Origin of the sequence: Sodalis sp. RH14, assembly GCF_047324285.1 — a bacterium.
GTDB lineage: Bacteria > Pseudomonadota > Gammaproteobacteria > Enterobacterales > Enterobacteriaceae > Acerihabitans.
Map to the genome: position 1 here is coordinate 3,800,276 of NZ_CP178739.1, position 21,272 is coordinate 3,821,547.

General features: G+C 63.2%; 16 protein-coding genes. 6 read left to right on the forward strand and 10 right to left on the reverse strand.

The annotated features are described in order from the left end of the window. Positions 1-16: 16 nt before the first annotated feature. Both folE and ACL2XQ_RS17225 read right to left on the reverse strand, forming a co-directional pair. The gene (folE, locus tag ACL2XQ_RS17220; RefSeq protein ID WP_162368522.1) at positions 17-682 is read right to left on the reverse strand and encodes a GTP cyclohydrolase I FolE; all 666 of its coding nucleotides are present in this window, start codon (positions 680-682) and stop codon (positions 17-19) included. A gap of 156 nt (positions 683-838) precedes the next feature. Then, the gene (locus ACL2XQ_RS17225; protein ID WP_413739496.1) at positions 839-1,963 is read right to left on the reverse strand and encodes a YbfB/YjiJ family MFS transporter; all 1,125 of its coding nucleotides are present in this window, start codon (positions 1,961-1,963) and stop codon (positions 839-841) included. A 102-nt stretch (positions 1,964-2,065) separates the two neighbouring features. Here ACL2XQ_RS17225 and ptrR point away from each other — a divergent pair, with 102 nt between their 5' ends. Together ptrR and fghA are read left to right on the forward strand one after the other, a co-directional pair. Continuing rightward, on the forward strand, positions 2,066-2,980 hold the full coding sequence (gene ptrR / locus ACL2XQ_RS17230; protein WP_410014317.1) for a putrescine utilization regulator PtrR: 915 nt from the start codon (positions 2,066-2,068) through the stop codon (positions 2,978-2,980). Further along, positions 2,980-3,828 (forward strand): S-formylglutathione hydrolase, encoded by an 849-nt coding sequence (gene fghA / locus ACL2XQ_RS17235; protein ID WP_413739497.1) that lies wholly within the window; start codon positions 2,980-2,982, stop codon positions 3,826-3,828. Before ptrR ends, fghA begins: the two co-directional genes overlap by 1 nt. A 117-nt stretch (positions 3,829-3,945) precedes the next feature. Here fghA and ACL2XQ_RS17240 read toward each other — a convergent pair whose 3' ends face one another. The 3 genes from ACL2XQ_RS17240 to yieE form a co-directional block, all read right to left on the reverse strand. Then, positions 3,946-5,043, reverse strand: a complete 1,098-nt coding sequence (locus tag ACL2XQ_RS17240; RefSeq protein ID WP_413727989.1) for an oxidoreductase — start codon at positions 5,041-5,043, stop codon at positions 3,946-3,948. A gap of 234 nt (positions 5,044-5,277) precedes the next feature. Continuing rightward, positions 5,278-6,801, reverse strand: coding sequence for an amino acid permease (locus tag ACL2XQ_RS17245; protein WP_410014314.1), 1,524 nt, complete (start codon positions 6,799-6,801; stop codon positions 5,278-5,280). Positions 6,802-6,988: 187 nt separating this feature from the next. Further along, entirely contained in the window at positions 6,989-7,873 is an 885-nt protein-coding gene (yieE, locus tag ACL2XQ_RS17250) for a DNA-binding transcriptional regulator YeiE (protein ID WP_413729778.1), read from the reverse strand. Between the two features lie 125 nt (positions 7,874-7,998). Here yieE and ACL2XQ_RS17255 point away from each other — a divergent pair, with 125 nt between their 5' ends. Next, positions 7,999-9,072: a YeiH family protein gene (locus tag ACL2XQ_RS17255; RefSeq protein WP_413739498.1), complete on the forward strand. Its 1,074-nt coding sequence runs from the start codon at positions 7,999-8,001 to the stop codon at positions 9,070-9,072. 74 nt (positions 9,073-9,146) lie between these two features. Continuing rightward, on the forward strand, positions 9,147-10,004 hold the full coding sequence (gene nfo / locus ACL2XQ_RS17260) for a deoxyribonuclease IV (protein WP_410014311.1): 858 nt from the start codon (positions 9,147-9,149) through the stop codon (positions 10,002-10,004). Positions 10,005-10,078: 74 nt separating this feature from the next. On the opposite strand, the gene narI is transcribed toward nfo, so the two are convergent. The 5 genes from narI to ACL2XQ_RS17285 form a co-directional block, all read right to left on the reverse strand. Next, positions 10,079-10,756: a respiratory nitrate reductase subunit gamma gene (narI, locus tag ACL2XQ_RS17265; RefSeq protein ID WP_410014310.1), complete on the reverse strand. Its 678-nt coding sequence runs from the start codon at positions 10,754-10,756 to the stop codon at positions 10,079-10,081. 2 nt (positions 10,757-10,758) lie between these two features. Then, a complete protein-coding gene (narJ, locus tag ACL2XQ_RS17270; RefSeq protein WP_413739499.1) occupies positions 10,759-11,544 on the reverse strand; it encodes a nitrate reductase molybdenum cofactor assembly chaperone in 786 nt (261 codons plus the stop codon). Then, on the reverse strand, positions 11,537-13,078 hold the full coding sequence (gene narH / locus ACL2XQ_RS17275) for a nitrate reductase subunit beta (protein WP_413739500.1): 1,542 nt from the start codon (positions 13,076-13,078) through the stop codon (positions 11,537-11,539). Before narH ends, narJ begins: the two co-directional genes overlap by 8 nt. Continuing rightward, positions 13,075-16,857 (reverse strand): nitrate reductase subunit alpha, encoded by a 3,783-nt coding sequence (locus ACL2XQ_RS17280; RefSeq protein ID WP_410014307.1) that lies wholly within the window; start codon positions 16,855-16,857, stop codon positions 13,075-13,077. The genes narH and ACL2XQ_RS17280 overlap by 4 nt, the downstream gene beginning before the upstream one ends. 85 nt (positions 16,858-16,942) lie before the next feature. Then, a complete protein-coding gene (locus ACL2XQ_RS17285; RefSeq protein WP_413729772.1) occupies positions 16,943-18,367 on the reverse strand; it encodes a NarK family nitrate/nitrite MFS transporter in 1,425 nt (474 codons plus the stop codon). Between the two features lie 326 nt (positions 18,368-18,693). On the opposite strand from ACL2XQ_RS17285, the gene ACL2XQ_RS17290 reads away from it, so the two are divergent. Further along, positions 18,694-20,589 (forward strand): ATP-binding protein, encoded by a 1,896-nt coding sequence (locus ACL2XQ_RS17290; RefSeq protein WP_413740529.1) that lies wholly within the window; start codon positions 18,694-18,696, stop codon positions 20,587-20,589. Between the two features lie 12 nt (positions 20,590-20,601). Next, complete coding sequence (narL, locus tag ACL2XQ_RS17295; protein ID WP_413723280.1) at positions 20,602-21,252, forward strand: two-component system response regulator NarL; 651 nt, start codon at positions 20,602-20,604, stop codon at positions 21,250-21,252. The last annotated feature ends 20 nt before the right edge of the window (positions 21,253-21,272 follow it).

The window sequence follows — 21,272 nt, forward strand, 5'->3', positions numbered from 1 at the left end:
GCATATCAGCGCCGCATCAGCCGTTGTGGTGGCGTACGGCCCGTAAAAATTCCTGGCGCGTATTCTGGCTGGATTTAAACAATCCGCCCAGGGACGTGGTGGTGGTGGCGCTGGTGGCGTCGCGGATGCCGCGCGCTTTCACGCAGTAATGCACCGCGTCGATGGACACCGCCACGTTCAGGGTGCCGAGCAGGGTTTGCAGCGCCACCAGGATTTGCTGGGTCAGACGCTCCTGCACCTGCGGGCGCTGGGCGAAAAACTGCACGATGCGGTTGATTTTGGATAAGCCAATCACGCTGTCCTTCGGGATATAGGCCACGGTGGCCTTGCCGTCGATAATCACGAAGTGGTGTTCGCAGGTGCTGGTCAGGGTGATATCCCGTACCGTGACCATTTCATCCACCTTCATCTTGTTTTGAATCAGGGTGATTTTGGGGAAATTGGCGTAATCCAGGCCGGAAAAAATTTCATCAACGTACATCTTGGCAATCCGGTGCGGCGTTTCCGCCAGGCTGTCGTCGGATAAATCCAGGTTAAGCAGGTTCATTATGGCGGTCATGTGCTCGGCAATTTGCCGTTTGCGGGTTTCCCCGTCCAGCACTTCCCCGCGCAGGGGCGTTTCGAGGCCGCGCGTCATTAAGGCTTCATGCACCAATGCGGCTTCTGTTGTCAGCGATAGCATACTTTTTCTTCTCCGGCAGGCCTGGCTGCTCTTGATCTCATCACGTCAAGATGCGCCCCCACTCTAGTAGAGAGCGCCGCGTTTATCCAGTGAATGTGTTGCATGCGCCATGAAATTTTTACCGGCTTTACCGCATCGCCGCCTGTGACTAACCGTTCAGGGCTGACGCCATGCCAGCGCGCCCGCGAGCGCCAGGGCGGCCACCGCCGTCATCAGCGCCGGCTCCAGCCGGCCGGTCAGGCTGCTGGCCAGCGCGGAGAGCATGGGGCCGATAAGCTGCCCGACCGCGTAGCCGCAGGTGAGCAGGCCGGTCATGAAGCGCATATGATCCGGCGCCTGGCGGCGGGAGCAGACCAGCGTCAATTGCACCGCGCTCAAAAAGCCGCCGCCGGTGAGCACCGCGCCCGCCATCAGGCCGGCGACGCCGGGCATGGCGATCATCAGGCCGACGCCGAGCGTTTGCGCCCAGAGGGTCAGCGCCAGCCGCTGGCCGGCGCGCAGGCGATGGCGCGTCAGAATGCCGACCCCAATGCCCGCCATGCTGGCGGCGCCGAACACCGGCCAGATCCAGTGGCCGGTCTCGCTGCCGGGAAACCGCGCGGCCGCCATCTGCGCCAGAAAGGTGGCCGGCAGGATATAACCGAAACCCGCCAGGGAGTAGCTCCAGACCAGGCTTTTCAGCCGTGGCGTCAGCGCCGGCCTGGCGGCGTCCGGGCCCTGGCGCGTCAGCGCGCCGCCTCTGGGCAGATGCGCGCTGATAAGCGCCACCAGCAGCAGCGCCGTAACGCCATAGACCAGCCAGGCGCCCGCGGCGTGGATATCCAGGCGATGCATGACCAGCGCCAGCAGGCCGCTGACCATGATGCCGGCGCCGGGACCGGCGAACACCGCGGCACTGAGCGCCGGGCGACGTAGTTGTACCAGCCGGTCGCCGGTCCAGGCCGCCACCAGCACCATTGCCCATCCGCTGGCCGCGCCCGCCAGCAAACGCAGCAGGCAGTGCGCAAGCAGGCTGTGGGTGACGGCGCAGAGCAGCGTGATGGCCACCGTCCCCCACAGCCCAAGCCACAGCCGTATTTCCAGCCCCCTGCCCGCGCGCATGGCGTCATAAGCGCCCACCAGGTAGCCCAGGTAATTACAGGCCGCCACCACCCCCGCCCCGGTAAGGGTTAACTGCCCCGCGCTTATCATCAGCGGTACCTGCGGCGTAAAGGCGAAACGGCCGATACCCATCGCCACCAACAGTGCCAGAAAGCCGCTCAGGGCCACTTTTATCGCCATACCTTCTCCACAAGAAATATTCATCTTGCCAATAGCATGCACGATCACTAAACTCACGAAAAATGAATAATCAAGACCAACTTACTGACAAATAGAGAACACATGGATCTGACCCAGCTGAAAATGTTCTGCGCCGCCGCCGATACCGGTTCGCTGGCGCGCGCCGCCGAGCAGTTGCATCGCGTGCCGTCCAACCTGACCACCCGGCTGCGGCAGCTGGAGCGGGAATTGGGAACCGATCTGTTTATCCGCGAAAAACAGCGCCTGCGGCTCTCGCCCATGGGGCATAATTTCCTGGGCTACGCCACGCGGATCCTGGCGCTGAGCGAAGAGGCCATCAGCATGACCCACGCCGGGGAACCGACGGGCAATTTTGCCCTCGGCTCCATGGAAAGCACGGCGGCCATCCGCCTGCCCGCGCTGCTGGCCACCTATCATCAGCGTTTTCCCCGGGTGTCGTTGTCGCTGGCGACCGGATCCTCGGGGGAGCTGGTGGACGGCGTGCGCGCCGGCACCCTGGCCGCCGCCCTGGTGGACGGTCCGGTGAACTATGCTGAAATAGAAGGTTGCTACAGCTTCGCCGAGACGCTGGTATTGATTGCCGCGCTCGATCAGCCGCCGATCGACAGCCCGGCGGAGATTGCCGGCAAGACGTTGTTCGCCTTTCGCCCCAGCTGTTCTTACCGCCGGCGCTTTGAAGCGTGGTTTGCACAGCAGGGCGTGGCGCCCGGTCCGATCCTGGAAATTCAGTCGTATCATACCATGCTGGCCTGCGTCGCCAGCGGCGCCGGCGTAGCCATGCTGCCGCTGACGGTGCTGCGTCAATTACCGGATCGGCGGCGGGTGTCGGTGCATGAACTGCCGGCGCCCACCGCCGATGTGGCGACGTGGCTTATCTGGCGCGCCGATGCGTTCAGCCCCAACGTGGCGGCGCTGAAAAAACTGATTATCGAACAATACCCGCCCGCGCCCGGGAACGGGTGTGCGGTTAACGATGTGGTCCTGGAGAATATGTGATGGATGCGATGCCTGAGTGTATTGATGAGCACCGGCTGTTCGGCGGCCGGCAATGCCGTTTTCGCCATCGTGCGGCGAGTACCGGCGGCCTGATGACCTATAGCCTGTTCGTGCCGCCCGCCGATCGGCACGCGGCGCCGCCGCATATGGTGTTCTGGCTGTCGGGACTGACCTGCAGCGATGAGAATTTTTCGCAGAAAAGCGGCGCCCAGCGGGTGGCAGCCGAGCTGAACCTGTTGCTGGTGATGCCGGATACCAGCCCCCGAGGCGCGGATGTGCCGGATGACGAGGCGTATGATCTGGGCCAGGGCGCGGGGTTTTACGTTAACGCCACGCGGCAACCCTGGGCCGGGCAATTCCGGATGTTTGATTATGTGGCCGAAGAGTTGCCGGCGCTGGTGCGACGGCAGTTTGCGGTAAGCGGCCGGCAGGCGATCATGGGGCATTCCATGGGCGGCCACGGCGCGCTGATGCTGGCGTTGCGTTTCCCGGGGCGGTTTACTTCGGTGTCGGCGTTTGCGCCTATTGTCAATCCGGCGGAGGTGCCCTGGGGGCGCAAGGCGTTTAGCCACTACCTGGGAGATAACGCGCAGGCGTGGCGGGAATACGATAGCTGTGTCCTGCTGGCGGGGGATGCGGCCAGGCCATTGCCGATACTGATAGATCAGGGCGATGCCGATCAGTTTCTGGCGACGCAGCTGCAGCCCGAGAAGTTTGCGGATCTGGCGCGGCGGCGGGACTGGCCGTTAACGTTGCGCATCCAGCCGGGTTATGATCACAGCTATTTTTTCATCGCCAGTTTTATCGAGGATCATCTGCGCTTTCACGCGCTGCATCTTAACCGTTAACGCCCGTCCACTGTGAATCCGCCGACAGCGAGCCTGGCGAAACGGGGGCGTCCGGTGCCCCGAAACGCCGTGGCTGCTTCGGCCTCATAGGCACGCTTTCCCTTTTACCCGCCATGCTTACGCTGCCGCACCGGCGGCGACAGCCTCGACGTCGCGCAGCGCCTGCAGCACAATAGCCTCGTTTAAAGCGATCGGCACCAGATGGATGGATTCTCCCGGCTGGAGCGTGCGGGCAATGAGCTGGCCGACGGCGTCGCGGTCGTTGATATCCACGCGCATGGCCGCCAGCGACGTCGGCAGGCCGAAGCGGCTCCAGGCGGCGCTGAGCGCGCGCAGGACGTCATGTTGTCCCAGCAGGGCGCACTGGACCAGGATGCCGTAGGCGACTTTGGTGCCATGCAAAAAGGACGCGGTGGCGGGCAGCGCCGTTAAGCCGTTATGGACCGCGTGCGCGGCCGCCACCCGCGTGTAGCGTTCGCCCAGGCCGCCCACCATGCCGCCGGCGGCGATAATGGCGTCCACCACATCAAGAAAATCCTGGCTTAGCTCGCCCCGGTCCAGCGCCGTCAGCGCCGCGGCGCTTTGGTTGAGCAGCACATCGCGCGCCGCCAGCGCGGTCTGGAGCCCCAGGCGTACGGTAAGCGGCAGTTTTTCCGGTTCGGCACTGAGCACCACCGCCTCATACCATTTCGCCAGCGTATCGCCGATGCCCGCCAGCAGGTAATCTTTCGGCGCCGCCAGGATAATGCGCGGCTCCACCAGTACCAGGTGGTTGGCATCGGCGAAGATTTCAAAGCGCAGGGCTTGCCCGGCGTCGTCGTACCAGACCGAGAGCGGCGTCCAGGCGGCGCAGGTGGCGGCGATGGTGGGGATAGCCACCAGCGGGATGCCCAGGCGACGGGCCACCACCTTGGCGGTATCCAGCACCGCCCCGCCGCCGACGCCTATCACCACACGGCGGTCGCCGCCGGCCCGGCGCGCCAGATCCGCAACGTCGCGCTCGCTGCAATGGCCGGCAAAACCGATGCGCACCGCGCCGGGGGCGTCAAAGGACGCCGGCAGGTAGGCGCGCGCCGCCGCCAGCGCCCGTTCGCCGTAAATCCAGACCGCGTTCGCCAGCACGTCCGCAGGATAGAAATGGACCAGCTGTTCGATGGCGCCGGGGTAGGAATAGTAATTATCGGGAGATACCTGTACACGGATTGCGTATGACATGCCTTGGCCTGTATAAAACCGCGCGCCGTGCGAACTGACCTAGCCGACCCGGCCCGCGCTGGAATGGGAAGAATATCTTATTGGGTATCCGGGCAATGGGTAAGCATTTTTTCGGCATATAAAAAGCCAATCGCGCTATAAACCCAGGCCGGCGCGCCGCCCGGGATCACCCGAGGGGACGACGCGCGCGACAGGCCGGGCGGACGGTGGGCGCATCATTCGCCGTCCCGCGGCTCAGCTCTCCGAGCGCAGGGGCGCGGGCGCTGCTGCGGCGTCCTGGCGTTCAGCGGCATCGGGCCGGGCGGGGAAAATCATCTCCCGATAAGGCACCAGGCGCGAGCCGTGGCTCCATTTGTAACCCAGCCAGATAACCAGGAACAGCGGGATGCCGATATAGGTGGCGGTGACGCTGTACCAGTCGATGCGATCCTGTAAAAACGCCTGGTAGTTTTGCCCGAGCGTGATAAGCAGGCACAGCACAAAGGCGAAAATCGGCCCCAGGGGAAAAAAGCCCGAGATATACGGCAGGTCGCTGAGCCGGCGGCCCTGGATGATATACCCTTTACGAAAGCGGTAATGGCTGATGGCGATGCCCAGCCAGGCGATAAAGCCGGTCATGCCGGAGGTATTAAGCAGCCACAGGTAGACCGTCTGGTTGCCGTACATCGAGGTCAGAAAGCACAGGCCGGCCATGATGGTGGTCAGGTAGAGCGCGTTGCGCGGCACCCCGCCCCGGGATAACTTGGCGAAGATTTTCGGCGCCTTGCCTTCGCAGGCCAGCATATACAGCATGCGGGTGGAGGCATACATGCCGGAGTTGCCGGCCGAAAGCACGGCGGTCAGGATCACCGCGTTCATTACGGCGGCGGCGGAGAGCAAACCGGCGTTGCGGAACACCAGCGTAAACGGACTGACGGTAATATCCTTGACGTCGTTGCGCAGCAGGTTCGGGTCGGTATAGGGGATGATCAGGCTGATGATCAGGATGGCCAGCACGTAGAACAGCAGGATACGCCAGAACACCTGGCGCACCGCGCGCGGAATATTCTTGCCCGGATCGGCGGACTCGCCGGCGGCGACGCCGATAAGCTCGGTGCCCTGGAAAGAGAAACCGACAATCATCGCCACCCCGATCATCGCCGGGAACCCGCCGGCGAAAGGCGCGTCCCCCACCTGCCAGTTATGCCAGCCCGCACCCTCGCCGCCGCGCAGGATACCGGCAATCATCAGTACGCCCACGGCGATAAATATCACCACCGTGACCACTTTGATCAGTGAAAACCAGTATTCCGCCTCGCCGAAGCCCTTGACCGAAATGGCGTTAAGCAAAAACATAATGGCAAGGAATATGGCGCTCCAGATCCAGCCGGGCACCGTGGGGAACCAGTAGTTCATTACCAACTGCGAGGCCACCAGATCGACGGCGATGGTCACCGCCCAGTTGTACCAGTAGTTCCAGCCCAGCGCAAAACCGAACCCTTCCTCGACGTAGCGCGCGCCGTAGGTGGCGAACGAGCCGGATACCGGCATGTAGGCCGCCAGTTCGCCCAGGCTGGTCATCAGGAAATAAACCATCAGGCCTATCAGGATATAGGAGAGCAGCGCGCCGCCGGGACCCGCCTGGGAGATGGTCGCCCCGGAGGCGACAAACAGCCCGGTGCCGATGGAGCCGCCGATGGCGATCATGGTCAGGTGGCGTGCCTTAAGTTCACGCCGCAGGCCCGGCGCGGCCTGGGGTTCGATGCGGTTTTGCAACATGGTTGTTCAGTCTGTCCGTACAAAAATCGAGGGCGGATTGTAACAAATCAGGCGGCGGGGGATAGCGCAACGCGCCGGTTATAAGAGACCTTCATGATCGGCAGGGAATTATAAGCAATACGGCGGAAGATTGCCGCTTTTTGCCGCGGCCGCCGGTCCGGGACGGTGGCGCGACATCGCCGGACGCTCAGCGCGGGAGCATGTCGAACCGGCGGCAGTAGTCCTGGAAACGAGCCAGCGCCTGGGAAAGGTGTTTTTGCCGGTGATGCACCAGGTAAAGCGTGCGCATCAGCGGCGGCAGCGGCAGATCCAGCGTAACCAGGGTGCCGAGCGCCAGCGCCTCCGCCACCACCCGCCGCGACAGGCAACTGATGCCCAGGCCGTGGCGCACCGCGTGCTTGATGGCTTCCGAATTGCCGAGTTCCATGACCGGCAGAAAGCTTGGCAGCCGGGCCAGCAGCAGGTAATCGACGATTTCCCGGGTGCCCGATCCCTGCTCGCGCAGGATCCAGGGCGCGCCGGCCAGCTCCGCCAGCGCCAGCCGGCGTCCCGCCAGCGGATTATCCGGCGCGGCAAACGCCACCAGCTCATCCTGCAGCCAGGGCTGGGTAACCAGATCCGGATTGTGGCTCGGCCCTTCAATCAAGCCCAGGTCGACGCGAAAATCAATGACGGCATTTACCACGTCCTGGCTGTTGCCCACCTGCAGCTCCAGCGAGGTGTCGGGATAATCGCGGCGATAGCCGGCAATCAATTCCGGCAGGATATAGTTGCCGATGGTGCTGCTGGCGAACAGGCGCAGCGCGCCGTTGCCGCCATGGAACAATTGCTCGATTTCCATCACCCGCTCCAGCAGCGCCATCGCCTTGGGATACAGCAGGCGGCCGTGCTCGTTAATCGCCAGCCGTTTGCCCACCCGATCGAACAGCTGCAGGTTCAGCTGGCTTTCCAGCTCGGTCAGCGCCGCGCTGACGGCGGACTGGGACAACGCCAGCGCCAGGGCGGCCTGGATGGTGGAGCCGCTTTTAACCACTTCGGTAAAGACTTCAAGCTGGCGCAGGGTGATATGCATCAGATACGGGTTCCTTGGCGTGACGCTTAACCACTAATAACGATAGGTTATAAACATATAATCAATTTCTCTTTTATGCCAGCGCCCATTACCCTGTTTTTATCCGGGAATAGAGGAGCGAAACGATGTTATCCCTGCGCCATGAAAAGTTATTACCCCCGATCCGCCTGGCCGGGCGCCGCCTGTCCGGGCTGTTGCTGGCGGCGGCCATTACCCTGGCGGCCATACGCGCCGGCGACCTGCCCGCCGTTGCCGGCCTGGGGCTTGGCGCACTGACGCTGGCGATACTGGCGGGCATGGTGCTGGGCAATATCATCACGCCGGCCTGGCTTCATCAGTGTGACCCCGGCGTGCAGTTCGCCCGGCAGCGGCTGCTGCGCCTGGGCATTATCCTGTATGGTTTTCGCCTGACTTTCCAGCAAATCGGCGCTGTCGGCGCCACCGGGGTGGTGATTGATGTGCTGATGCTGTCCTCGACCTTTTTGCTGGCCTGCCGGCTGGGATGCCGGGGGCTGGGGCTGGACCGGCAGACCGCCATGCTTATCGGCGCCGGCAGCAGCATCTGCGGCGCGGCGGCGGTGCTGGCCACCGCGCCGGTGCTGAAAGCGGATGCGGATAAAACCGCCGTGGCGGTGGCGACGGTGGTGCTGTTCGGCACCGCCGCCCTCTTTCTCTATCCGGCGCTGTTTGCGCTGAATGCGCATTATCACTGGCTGAGCGTCAGCGCCACCGCCTTCGGTATTTATACCGGTTCCACCCTGCACGAGGTGGCGCAGGTGGTGGCGGCGGGCCATGCCGTCGGTCCGGAGGCGGAAAACGCGGCGGTGATCAGCAAAATGATCCGGGTGATGCTGCTGGCCCCGTTCCTGCTGCTGCTGTCGGCCTGGCTGCGGCGGCGCACGCCAGGGGCCTATGGCCCGGCCGGCGCCCCCCTCGCGTTTCCCTGGTTTGCCCTGGGATTTATCGCGGTGGCCGGCGTGAACTCGTTGCAGCTGTTGCCGCCACGGCTTATCGCGGCCATCACCACCCTGGATACCTGGCTGCTGGCCATGGCAATGGCCGCCCTGGGGCTGACCACGCATATCGGGGCGCTTAAACGCGCCGGGCTGCGGCCGCTGCTGCTGGCGCTGGCGTTGTTTCTCTGGCTGATGGCGGGCGGCGCCCTGGTGAACGCCGCCGTACAGCGCCTGCTGGGCTAAAAGGGATGTTTTTTTCCCTTTCGGGCGTTTTAGCGGCATTATCAGTGCGATAATAACGTCAAAAAGGAGAAGACATGAAGTATATAGGTGCCCATGTAAGCGCGGCGGGCGGCGCGGACCAGGCGGTTATCCGCGCCCACGAACTGGACGCGACGGCGTTTGCGTTATTTACCAAAAACCAGCGGCAATGGAAAGCGGCGGAACTGAGCGACGAGGATTGCGAAAAATTTCGCGCCGCCTGCGCGAAATATGATTTTTCTCCCGATCAGATCCTGCCCCACGACAGTTACCTGATTAACCTGGGACACCCGGTGGCGGACGCGCTGGAAAAATCCCGTGACGCCTTTATCGACGAACTGACCCGCTGCCAGCAGTTGGGGCTGACGCGGCTGAATTTCCATCCCGGCAGCCATTTACAGCAAATTGACGAGGAAACCTGCCTGGCGCGCATCGCCGAGTCGATTAACATCGCGCTGGAACGCACCCAGGGCGTGACGGCGGTGATCGAGAACACCGCCGGCCAGGGCAGTAACCTGGGGTTTCGCTTTGAACACCTGGCGGCGATTATCGACGGGGTAGAGGATAAAAGCCGCGTGGGCGTGTGCATCGATACCTGCCACGCCTTTGCCGCCGGCTACGATTTACGTACCGAGGATGCCTGCAGCCATACCTTTAGCCAGTTTGAGCATATCGTCGGCTTTTCCTACCTGCGCGGCATGCATCTGAACGACGCCAAAAGCGCGTTCAACAGCCGGGTGGATCGCCATCACAGCCTGGGGGAAGGCAATATCGGCAAAACCGCGTTCGAGTGGATCATGGCCGATCAGCGCTTTAACGCTATCCCGATGATCCTGGAGACCGTTGAGCCGGCGATCTGGGCGCAGGAAATCGCCTGGCTGAAATCCCTGGACCCGGATCGGCGCGAAGCCTAACGGTCCCGGCCGGCGATCGGCAATGCGCGGCGCCGGACCGCACAAGCCCGGGCGCCGGCACCGGCGAAGTTGCGTTAGCGCCGGTTGCGCACCACCTGGTAGCGCCGCGTCAGGTATTCCACCGGCGCGCTCCAGATATGCACCAGCCGGCAGAACGGAAACAGCACGAACAGCGTCATGCCGAGGATCATATGCAGCCGGTAGATAACCGCCACGCCCTCAAGGTGCGCCGACGCGCCGGGGTGGAAAGTGACCACCGCCTGCGCCCAGCCCACCAGCTTCATCATCTCCGCACCGTCCATATGCCTGCCGGATACCGGAATGGTGAGCAGCCCGAGGATCACCTGGACCACCAGCAGGGTCAGGATCAGGATATCCCCGACGCTCGAGGTGGCGCGGATGCGCGGATTAAGCAACCGGCGTTTTAATAGCAGGCCCCCGCCCACCAGGGTCAGGATGCCGCAAACGCCCCCCGCCCCCATCGCCATTTTCTGCTTTAGCGCTACGGACAAAAACGGCTCATAGACCCAGTGCGGCGTCAGCAGGCCGAACAGATGACCGAAAAAAATACCCAGGATGCCGATATGGAACAGATTGGACGCCAGGCGCATCCCTTTTTTATCCAGCATCTGGCTGGAGCCGGCGCGCCAGCTGTACTGGCCATAATCGTAGCGCAGCCAGCTGCCGGCCAGGAAGATGGTGCCGGCTACATAGGGATAGATATCAAAAAAGAACAGATTGAGAAACGACATGGCTAGTCTCCTTTCTTATCGGTGGCGCGCCGGGGCGCGTCAACCGCGGCGCCGCTGTGCGCGCGGCCGCGGGCCGGGCCGGGAGCGGCGCTGAAATCACTGCTCAGGTACTGCGGGATCACCGCGCCGGCAAACCGGCGCTGATGGCGGACCTGTTCGCCGGAGGCGCAGTCCGGCGGGGCGAGGAATTTGACCTGTTCCTCCTCCCAGACCGCGTCCAGCGCCGCCGGGGTATCGTCCCGCACCTCAAGGGCGACGTTGTTATCCAGGCTGGCGCCGCGCAACTCGCTGCCGGAGATCGCCAGCAGCATGTCGAACAGCAGGGCATAATGGTTAGACCGCGCCCGCAGCCGGGCGCCGAGCAGCGCCAGGATGGGCGCGATATCCGCCAGACCCTCGCGGCCCGCCGCCTGGTCGCGGCTGGAGAGATATTCCAGATAGAGCGGCAGGAAATCAGGCAGTTCGCGGCTGTCCAGCGCCAGGCCGGCCGCCCGGTACTGCGCCAGCAAATCCACCATCGCCTGGCCGCGATCGCGCGATTCGCCGTGCACATGCTCGAAGAGCAGCAGCGAGGTGGCGCGGCCGCGATCGAACAGGCCGCAGTAAGCCTCCTGCGCGTCGAGCAGCGGTTGGGCGCAAAAATCGCCGATAAACCCGATCAGGCGGGCCGCCTGCCGCAGGGTTAATTCCCCGGCGCCGCCCAACGCCGCGATCAGCTCCTCCCGCGCGGCCCAAAGGGGCTCGTCCGGATAATCCAATAAACGTCCGATAATCTTCAGGCTAATCATGGGGGGTGCCGCCGGTTTTTACGCTGACGTCAATGGCGTCGATGCGCTTGCTGTTAAACAGATTAAAACGGGTATTGCTGCCGTGGCAGCCGTCGCCGAAGCTGAAACCGCAGCCCTTGCTTTCCGGGAACGCGTCGCGGGCCAGCTCGCGGTGGCTAGAGGGGATGACAAAGCGGTCCTCATAGTTGGCGATGGCCAGGTAGCGGTACATTTCCCGCGCCTGGGCCTCGGACAGGCCGACCTGCTCCAGCGCGCTGGTGTCCACCCGGCCCTCCACCGTTTCGGCGCGCTTATAGTGGCGCATCGCCAGCAGGCGACGCAGCGCCAGCAGCACCGGAGCGGTATCGCCGGCGGTGAGCAGGTTGGCCAGGTACTGCACCGGGATGCGCAGGCTTTCCACGTCCGGCAGCACGCCGCTGTGCGGTAAGGCGCCCGCGTCGTCGGCGGACTGGATGGGCGACAGCGGCGGCACGTACCAGACCATCGGCAGCGTGCGGTATTCCGGATGCAGCGGCAGCGCCAGCTTCCAGTCTATGGCCAGCTTATAGACCGGTGATTTCTGCGCCGCCTCGATCACCCCCTGGGGAATACCGTCCGCCAACGCCTGCGCCACCACCGCCTGATCCTGCGGGTCGAGGAAGATATCCAGCTGGCTTTGGTAGAGATCCCGCTCCTGCCCGGCGGCGGCGGCCTGTTCTATCCGATCGGCGTCGTACAGCAGCACGCCCAGGTAGCGGATGCGCCCGACGCAGGTCTCCGAGCAGACGGTCGGCTGGCCGGCCTCGATGCGCGGATAGCAGAAAATGCATTTTTCCGACTTGCCGCTTTTCCAGTTGAAGTAGATTTTTTTATAGGGACAGCCGGTCAGGCACATGCGCCAGCCCCGGCAGCGCTCCTGGTCGATAAGCACGATACCGTCCTCTTCGCGCTTGTAGATGGCCCCGCTCGGGCAGGTGGCCACGCAGGCCGGGTTCAGGCAATGCTCGCACAGGCGCGGCAGGTACATCATAAAGGTGTGTTCAAACTGGCCGTACATGGCCGTTTGCATATGCTCGAAGTTTTTGTCCCTGGCGCGATGCTCGAATTCGCCGCCGAGGATCTCCTCCCAATTGGGGCCGCCGGTGATTTTTTTCATCCGCCGCCCGGTAATCAGCGAACGGGGACGGGCGACGGGCTGGTGCTTGCCCGCCGCCGCGGTGTGCAGATGCTGGTAGTCGTAATCAAAGGGTTCATAATAATCGTCGATTTCCGGCGCGTGGGGATTGGCGAAAATGTTCGCCAATATGCCCACCCTGCCGCCCATGCGCGGCTGCAGCCTGCCGTTGATCTTACGGATCCAGCCGCCCCGCCATTTATCCTGGTCCTCCCAGGCGTGGGGGTAACCTATGCCCGGTTTGCTTTCGACGTTATTGAACCAGGCGTATTCCATGCCTTCGCGGCTGGTCCAGACGTTTTTGCAGGTCACTGAGCAGGTGTGGCAGCCGATACATTTGTCGAGGTTCAGCACCATGCCGACCTGGGAACGGATTTTCATTGTGCTTTCTCCTGCGGGCGGTGGGTGCCGGCGAGCGCATTGCCCTGCGCATCATCGTTATGTTCGTCGTCCAGCCAGTCGATACGGTCCATTTTGCGCACCACCACGAACTCGTCGCGGTTGGAGCCGACGGTGCCGTAATAATTAAAGCCGTAGGCCAGCTGGGCATAACCGCCAATCATATGGGTGGGCTTGGGACAGACCCGCGTAACGGAGTTATGGATACCGCCGCGCTGGCCGGTGATTTCCGAGCCGGGAATATTCACGATGCGCTCCTGGGCGTGGTACATCATGGTCATGCCCGCCGGCACGCGCTGGCTGACCACCGCGCGGGCAATCAGCGCCCCGTTGGCGTTGAACGCCTCGATCCAGTCGTTATCGATGATGCTCAGCTCGCGGGCGTCGTCTTCGCTCAGCCAGACAATCGGCCCGCCGCGCGACAGGGTCAGCATCAGCAGGTTGTCGCTGAAGGTGGAGTGAATGCCCCATTTCTGGTGCGGCGTGAGGAAGTTCAGCGCTTTTTCCGGGTTGCCGTTGGGCTTGGCGTTAAGCAGCGGCGCCGCGGCGCGGGTATCAATGGGCGGGCGGTACACCAGCAGGCTTTCGCCAAAGGCGCGCATCCATTCATGATCCTGGTACAGCTGCTGGCGGCCGGAGAGCGTGCGCCAGGGGATAAGCTCATGCACATTGGTATAACCGGCGCTGTAGGAGACATGCTCATCCTCCAGCCCAGACCAAGTGGGGCTGCTGATAATCTTGCGCGGCTGGGCCTGCACGTCGCGAAAACGGATTTTCTCGTCTTCCTTGTTCAGCGCCAGATGACGGTGATCGCGCCCGGTCATGACGCCCAGCGCCGCCCAGGCTTTTACCGCCACCTGGCCGTTGGTCTCCGGCGCCAGCGATAAAATCACCTCGGCGGCGTCGATGGCGGTATTGATATTGGGACGGCCGGCGGCGGCCCCCGTGGTTTTGGTCAGGTTGAGTTTTTTCAGGAAATCAATTTCCACCTGGGTGTTCCAGCCGATGCCTTTACCGCCGTTGCCAAGCTTGTCCAGCAACGGTCCAAGGGAGGTAAAACGCTCATAGGTATTCGGGTAATCCCGTTCCACCACCATGATATGCGGCGCGGTTTTACCGGGGATCAGCTCGCATTCCCCTTTTTTCCAGTCCTCCACGCCCAGCGGCTGGGCCAGTTCGGCGGCGGAATCGTGCTGGATAGGCAGGGTCACCACGTCGGTCTCCAGGCCCAGGTGCCCCTGGCAGACGCGCGAAAACGCCGCGGCGATGCCTTTATAGATCTCCCAGTCGCTTTTCGAATCCCAGGCCGGGTCCACCGCCGCCGACAGCGGATGGATAAAGGGATGCATATCGGACGTATTCAGATCGTCTTTTTCATACCAGGTGGCGGTGGGCAGCACGATATCGGAATACAGGCAGGTGCTGGACATGCGGAAATCCAGGGTCACCACCAGATCCAGTTTGCCTTCGCCGCCCTGCTCCCGCCATTCCACTTCTTCCGGCATAACGCCGCCCTGGCGCCCCAGATCCTCGCCCTGGATACCGTTTTCGGTGCCCAGCAGGTATTTGAGCATATATTCATGGCCCTTGCCCGACGAGCCGAGCAGGTTGGAGCGCCAGACGAACAGGTTGCGCGGGAAATTCTGCGGCGCGTCGGGCTGCTCGGCGGCAAAACGCAGCGCCCCGCTTTTCAGGCCGGCCACGGTATAGTCCACCGGCGACAGGCCGGCATCCCGCGCTTTGGCGGCGATATGCAGCGGATTGACGTTCAGCTGCGGCGCGGAAGGCAGCCAGCCCATGCGCTCGGCGCGCACGTTAAAGTCGATCAGGCTGCCGGTAAAGCGCGCGGGGTCCGCCAGCGGCGACAGCAGTTCCTGCGGCGCCAGGGTTTCATAGCGCCATTGGCTGGAGTGATTATAGAAAAACGAGGTGCTGTTCATATGGCGCGGCGGACGTTGCCAGTCCAGGCCGAACGCCAGCGGCAGCCAGCCGGTCTGCGGCCGCAGCTTTTCCTGACCGACGTAGTGCGCCCAGCCGCCGCCGCTCTGGCCCACGCAGCCGCAAAACACCAGCATATTGATCAGGCCCCGGTAGCTCATGTCCATGTGATACCAGTGATTTAGCCCGGCGCCGACGATAATCATCGAACGGCCGTGGGTTTTATCGGCGTTATCGGCGAATTCGCGCGCGATGCGGGCGATATTGTGCCGCGACACGCCGGTGATCTTCTCCGCCCAGGCCGGGGTATAGGCCTTGATATCGTCGTAATCGCGCGCGCAGTTGTCGTCGCCCAGTCCGCGATCGAGGCCGTAGTTGGCCAGCATTAAATCGTAGATGCTGGTCACCAGCGCCTCGCCGCCGCCGGCAAGCGTAAGGCGCTTGACCGGCAGTTTATGCAACAGGATATCGTTGAGCGGCACCGGGCTGAAATGCTCGCTGGGCGTGCCGCCAAAGTACGGGAACCCCACCTCCACCACCTGGTCGTGGCGGCCCAGCAGGCTGAGCTGTAATTTCACCTCCTGCCCGCTGCCGCCGTCGCGCTGCTCCAGGTTCCATTTGCCCTGCTCGCCCCAGCGAAAGCCGATCGCCCCCTGCGGCGCCGTCAGCCCGCCGGTGTTTTCATCAATGGCCACGGTCTTCCACTGCGGGTTATTGTCCTGCCCCAGGCCGTCCACCAAATCGGCGGCGCGCAGCAGGCGGCCGGCGGCGTAAAATCCCTGGGGCCGGGGTTCGAGCAGCACCAGCATCGGCAGGTCGCTGTAGCGCCTGACATAATCGAGGAAATAGCTGCTTTGCCGCTGCAGGTAAAACTCGCGCAAAATCACATGGCCCATCGCCAGCGCCATGGCGCTGTCGGTGCCCTGTTTCGGGCTGAGCCATTGGTCGCACAGCTTGGCGATTTCGGCGTAATCGGGCGTCACCGCCACGGTCTTGGTGCCTTTATAGCGGGCCTCAGTAAAAAAGTGGGCGTCCGGGGTGCGTGTTTGCGGCACGTTGGAGCCCCAGGCGATGATATACGATGAGTTATACCAGTCGGCGGATTCCGGCACGTCGGTTTGCTCGCCCCAGGTCATCGGCGAGGCCGGCGGCAGATCGCAATACCAGTCGTAGAAACTCAGGCAGACGCCGCCTATCAGGGAAAGATAGCGCGCGCCGGCGGCATAGGAAATCATCGACATGGCCGGGATCGGCGAAAAACCGATAATGCGATCCGGGCCATAGGTCTTGGCGGTATAGACATTGGCGGCGGCGATCAGCTCATTCACCTCGGCCCAGCTGGAGCGGATAAAGCCGCCGCGTCCGCGCGCCTGCTTATAGGCCCGGGTGGCCGCCGCGTCGCTCATGATGGCGGCCCAGGCGTCCACGGGATCGGCGTGCCGCGCGCGGGCTTCGCGCCAAAGGGTGAGCAGCAGCTTGCGCATCAGCGGATACTTCAGCCGGTTGGCGCTGTAGAGGTACCAGGAATAGCTTGCTCCCCGGGGACAGCCGCGCGGCTCATGGTTCGGCAGATCCGGGCGGGTGCGCGGATAATCGGTCTGCTGGGTTTCCCAGGTGACCAGCCCGCTTTTGACATAAATTTTCCAGCTGCATGAACCGGTGCAGTTTACCCCATGGGTGGAGCGCACGATCTTGTCATGCTGCCAGCGGCTGCGGTAGCCTTCCTCCCAGTCGCGATTGGTGTTCATCGCCTGGCCGTGCCCGTCGGCAAAGGTCTGGTCCAGTTGTTTGAAATAACGGAACCGGTCGAGAAAATGGCTCATCGGATGTTCTCCTGCAAGACAGGTCCCGTGGACCTGCGGTCAAAATACGAGCCCGGACGCCGCGCAATCGCCGGCGCCCAGGTCCTCAGCGTGGTTTTTTGGTCGCCATGCCGCGATGGAGGTTGCGGCCGTAAACCAGCCACGTGACCAGCACGCACACCACATAAAACGCCAGGAATACTTTCATCGCGCCGGCCGGCGAACCGGTCAGGGCCAGCGAGGTGCCGAAAGCCTGGGGAATAAAAAATCCCCCCGCCGCGCCGATGGCGGAGATAAAGCCCAGCGAGGCGGCGGATTCCGTGGCCGCTTCGCGCTGCGCCTCGTCGTCGCTGCCGCCCCGCGCCTTGACCCGGTCCAGGGTAAGCTTGCGCAGGATCACCGCGATCATCTGGAAGGTGGAGCCGCTGCCGAGCCCCGCCGTCAGAAACAGCAGCATAAATACGGTGAAAAAAGCGGCGAACGAGCCGTCCTGTCCATTGGACGGCAGGGTCAGGAACAGCAGAGCGGCAAACAGGGCCATCAGCACAAAGTTGACCAGGGTCACGCGGATGCCGCCCAGCCGATCGGACAGCGCTCCGCCGGCCGAACGCGCCAGCGCGCCGATCAGCGGACCAAAAAAGGCGTAATGCAGGATCTGCACCGCGGGAAATTGAGTCTTCGACAGCATGGCGAAACCGGCGGAAAAGCCGATAAACGAACCGAAGGTCGCCAGGTAGAGAAAACTCAGGACCCACATATGGCCGCGCTTGAGCACCACCATTTGCTTACTCAGGGACGCCTTGGCGGTAGCCAGATCGTTCATGCCGAACCAGGCCGCCACGGCGGCAATCAGCAGCAGCGGCACCCACATCCAGGCGGCGTTTTCCAGAAATAGCCGGCTGCCGTCCGCCAGCACCCGCCCGGTGCCGCCAAAGACGGCGAACAGCGACGTGGAGATGACCAGCGGCGCGACCAGTTGCATCACGCTGACGCCCAGGTTGCCCATGCCGCCGTTCAACCCCAGCGCCCCGCCCTGGCGGGCCTTGGGGAAAAAGAAGCTGATATTGGCCATGCTGGAGGCGAAGTTGGCGCCGGCAAAGCCGCACAGCAGGGCGATGGCGATAAATACGCCGTAGGGCGTCAGCGGGTCCTGTACCGCCACGCCCAGCCACAGGCAGGGGATCACCAGAAACAGCGTGCTGATGGCCGTCCAGCGCCGCCCGCCCACCAAAGGCACCATAAAGGAGTAGGGCACCCGCAGAATGGCGCCCGACACCGCCGGCAGCGCGGTAAGCAGAAACAGCCGATCGGTGGAAAAATTAAATCCCACTTTATTCAGGTTGACCGCCACGGCGCTGAACAGCATCCAGACGCAAAACGACAGCAGCAGGCAATAAATGGAGATCCAGAGATTGCGGCGGGCCACCGGCTGGCCGCGGGTGCGCCAGAACTCGGGCTGTTCCGGCTGCCAATCCTCGATTACGGCGCCCCGGCGGCGTGGTGCGGCGTCTGAACGGGAAAGTAGAGTCATAAAGTCCTCGGGCATGTAGGGGGATTCGTTGTGATATCCGCCACCCTAGGCAAGGCGGGGACGGGCGAACTTGATGCAAATCAAGGGATAACCCGTTAGCCGGCGCGGCGTCCGGCCGGTCCTATCATTTGTAAGTAGTGCTTTTTTTCCGGCAAGGCCCTATGATTCATCAGGTTATGGCCCGGCCACGAAGAGAGGGGTAACCCCCGCCCCGCTCACGGCTATTTGTGGGTACTCCTAAAGGGGTATAGGGTTAACGCCGGGGATCGGGAACAATGGCCCCATCCGCCGCTCGCCTGCGCTTGACCTGGGAACGCTGCCTTATGATCAAAGCTCTTTTCGCGCCGTTATCCATCGTCCAGCAGGTGGCGCTGCTGATGCTGCTGTCGGGCATATTGGGCATCGGCGGCATGAGCCTGTCGTTATGGATGGCGCAAAGCATGCAAGGCAACGCCCATGCCATCAATAAGGCCGGCTCGCTGCGCATGCAAAGCTACCGGCTGTTGTCGCGCGTGCCGCTGGATCAAAGCAGCGACCCCTTGCTCGCCGAACTGGAACGGGACCAGTTAAGCGACGATCTGCGCCAGCCGGTGAAGCGCGAAGGCCTGACCCCGCAGTACCTGGATTTGCGCGACCATTGGCACGGCACGCTTAAGCCGCTGCTGCTGCGGGCGCAGCGCCCCGCGGACGCCGCCCGGGGCGTTGCGGAGTTCGTGCGCCGGCTGGATGCGCTGGTGTCGGATCTCGATCGCAATACCGAGCGCCGGCTGGCGCTGGTGGCCCTGGTGCAGAAAATCATCATCGCCCTGACCCTGCTGGTGCTGACCGGCACCATCCTTTACCTGCGCCGCCGGCTGCTGCGTCCCTGGCGGCGCCTGCTCAACCAGGCCAGAGCGGTAAGCCGCGGCGATTTTAGCCAGCGCTATCCGCTACCGGCCGGCGCTGAACCGGGCGGATATCATGAAATGGATCAGCTGGGCTTTACCCTGAACAGTATGTCGCAGTCGCTGTCGCAGATGTATACCGAGCTGGAGCAGCGGATCGCGGACAGCACCGCCGATTTGCGGCAAAAAAACCGCGTGCTGGATTTTCTCTATCGCGCCAGCCGGCAATTGCATACCGGCGCGCCTTTGCCCGGCCGCCTGCGACCGGTGCTGGAGGAATTGCAGACCCTGATCCCCTTGCGGGAAATCCAGATCCGGCTCTATGAAAACGATCGCGATCCCGGACTGAACGACATCCAGGCAGACGGCGAGGCGGCGGCGAACGATGCCGCACAACCGGTAAACGACGGGGCGGCACCGCCGGATGCCGGGGCGACAGCGATACAGGGCGGGATGGCCGACACCGCGGGCGGACCCGCGCCTGTCGATACGGCGCGGATTGCCGCCCGTCCGCCGGCGCCCGACTTAAGTGAAGCCGGGACGGAGCAGCTCAGCTGGCGCCTGCACGATAAATTAGGTCAATACGGCGTGATGCTGGCTGCGTATCCGCCGCGCCACAGGCTGGATGATACGCAGCGCCGGCTGGTGGCCACGCTTGTCGAACAGCTGACCAGCACCCTGGCGCTGGAACGCCAGGCCGAGCATCAGCAGCAGCTGATGCTGATGGCCGAGCGCACGGCCATTGCCGGCGAACTGCACGACAGCATCGCCCAGTCGCTCTCCTGCCTGAAGCTGCAAATAGGCGTCCTGCAAATGCAAAATACGCACGCCGCGCCTGAAAATCAGCTGCTGATGCAGCAAATGCGCGACGAGCTTAATACCGCCTACCGCCAGCTGCGCGAGCTGCTGACCACCTTTCGCCTGCGCCAGACGGAGCCGGGCCTGCGCGCGGCGCTGCAAACCACGGTGGAGGAATTTTCGGCGCGGCTGGGGTTCGCCGTCGAGTTCATCTATCGGCTGCCGGCGCAAGCCGTCTCGTCCCATCAGGCCATCCACCTGACGCAGATCGCGCGCGAAGCGTTAACCAATATCGTCAAACACGCCGGCGCCAGCCGGGTGACGCTTACCGCCGACCTGGAGGCGGATGCGCTGGTACTCAGCATCCGTGACAACGGCCGCGGCCTGCCGGAGGAACATCAGCGCCAGCATCATTACGGCGTGGTTATCATGCAGGATCGCGCCAGGAACCTGCACGGCGACTGCCGGGTGGCGAATCTCCCCGGCGGCGGCGCCGAAGTACGGGTAACCGTGCCGCGGCAACCGGCATCATCCTATTAACAGGAACAGACCATGAGCGAATCCGACGTCGCCACGATTTTATTGATTGACGATCACCCGATGCTGCGCAGCGGCGTGCGGGCGCTTATCGGCATGGACCCCGGCCTGAAAGTGGTTGCCGAAGCCGCCAACGGCGAGCAGGGGGTGCTGTTGGCCGAAACGCTGGATCCGGATTTGATCCTGCTCGATTTAAAGATGCCGGGCATGAGCGGGCTGGATACGCTGGACTGCCTGCGCCGGCTGCCCCTTTCCGGGCGCATCGTCGTATTCAGCGTCTCGAACCATCAGGACGATGTGATTACCGCCCTGAAACGCGGCGCCGATGGTTACCTGCTGAAAGATATGGAGCCGGAAGATCTGCTGGCGGCCATCCGCCAGGCCGCGGCGGGCAGGATGGTATTAAGCGAGGCGCTGATGCCGGTGCTGGCGGCCGGCCTGCGCGATGACCGTCCCGGCGGCGCGCGGGATAGCGGGCAGTTGACGCCGCGCGAGCGCGATATCCTGAAGCTTATCGCCCACGGCCTGCCGAATAAAACCATCGCCCGCAGGCTCGATATCAGTGAAAGTACCGTGAAGGTACATGTGAAACATCTGCTGAAAAAAATGGGGTTGAAGTCACGGGTGGAGGCGGCGGTATGGGCGCTGCAAAGCAAGGTGTTCTGACGTGGCATTATAAAAAACGC

Bases quoted from the DNA above. Each gene is read 5' to 3' on its own strand.
- folE (WP_162368522.1), bottom strand. From the start codon at position 682: ATGCTATCGCTGACAACAGAAGCCGCATTGGTGCATGAAGCCTTAATG.
- ACL2XQ_RS17225 (WP_413739496.1), bottom strand. From the start codon at position 1,963: ATGGCGATAAAAGTGGCCCTGAGCGGCTTTCTGGCACTGTTGGTGGCG.
- ptrR (WP_410014317.1), top strand. From the start codon at position 2,066: ATGGATCTGACCCAGCTGAAAATGTTCTGCGCCGCCGCCGATACCGGT.
- fghA (WP_413739497.1), top strand. From the start codon at position 2,980: ATGGATGCGATGCCTGAGTGTATTGATGAGCACCGGCTGTTCGGCGGC.
- ACL2XQ_RS17240 (WP_413727989.1), bottom strand. From the start codon at position 5,043: ATGTCATACGCAATCCGTGTACAGGTATCTCCCGATAATTACTATTCC.
- ACL2XQ_RS17245 (WP_410014314.1), bottom strand. From the start codon at position 6,801: ATGTTGCAAAACCGCATCGAACCCCAGGCCGCGCCGGGCCTGCGGCGT.
- yieE (WP_413729778.1), bottom strand. From the start codon at position 7,873: ATGCATATCACCCTGCGCCAGCTTGAAGTCTTTACCGAAGTGGTTAAA.
- ACL2XQ_RS17255 (WP_413739498.1), top strand. From the start codon at position 7,999: ATGTTATCCCTGCGCCATGAAAAGTTATTACCCCCGATCCGCCTGGCC.
- nfo (WP_410014311.1), top strand. From the start codon at position 9,147: ATGAAGTATATAGGTGCCCATGTAAGCGCGGCGGGCGGCGCGGACCAG.
- narI (WP_410014310.1), bottom strand. From the start codon at position 10,756: ATGTCGTTTCTCAATCTGTTCTTTTTTGATATCTATCCCTATGTAGCC.
- narJ (WP_413739499.1), bottom strand. From the start codon at position 11,544: ATGATTAGCCTGAAGATTATCGGACGTTTATTGGATTATCCGGACGAG.
- narH (WP_413739500.1), bottom strand. From the start codon at position 13,078: ATGAAAATCCGTTCCCAGGTCGGCATGGTGCTGAACCTCGACAAATGT.
- ACL2XQ_RS17280 (WP_410014307.1), bottom strand. From the start codon at position 16,857: ATGAGCCATTTTCTCGACCGGTTCCGTTATTTCAAACAACTGGACCAG.
- ACL2XQ_RS17285 (WP_413729772.1), bottom strand. From the start codon at position 18,367: ATGACTCTACTTTCCCGTTCAGACGCCGCACCACGCCGCCGGGGCGCC.
- narL (WP_413723280.1), top strand. From the start codon at position 20,602: ATGAGCGAATCCGACGTCGCCACGATTTTATTGATTGACGATCACCCG.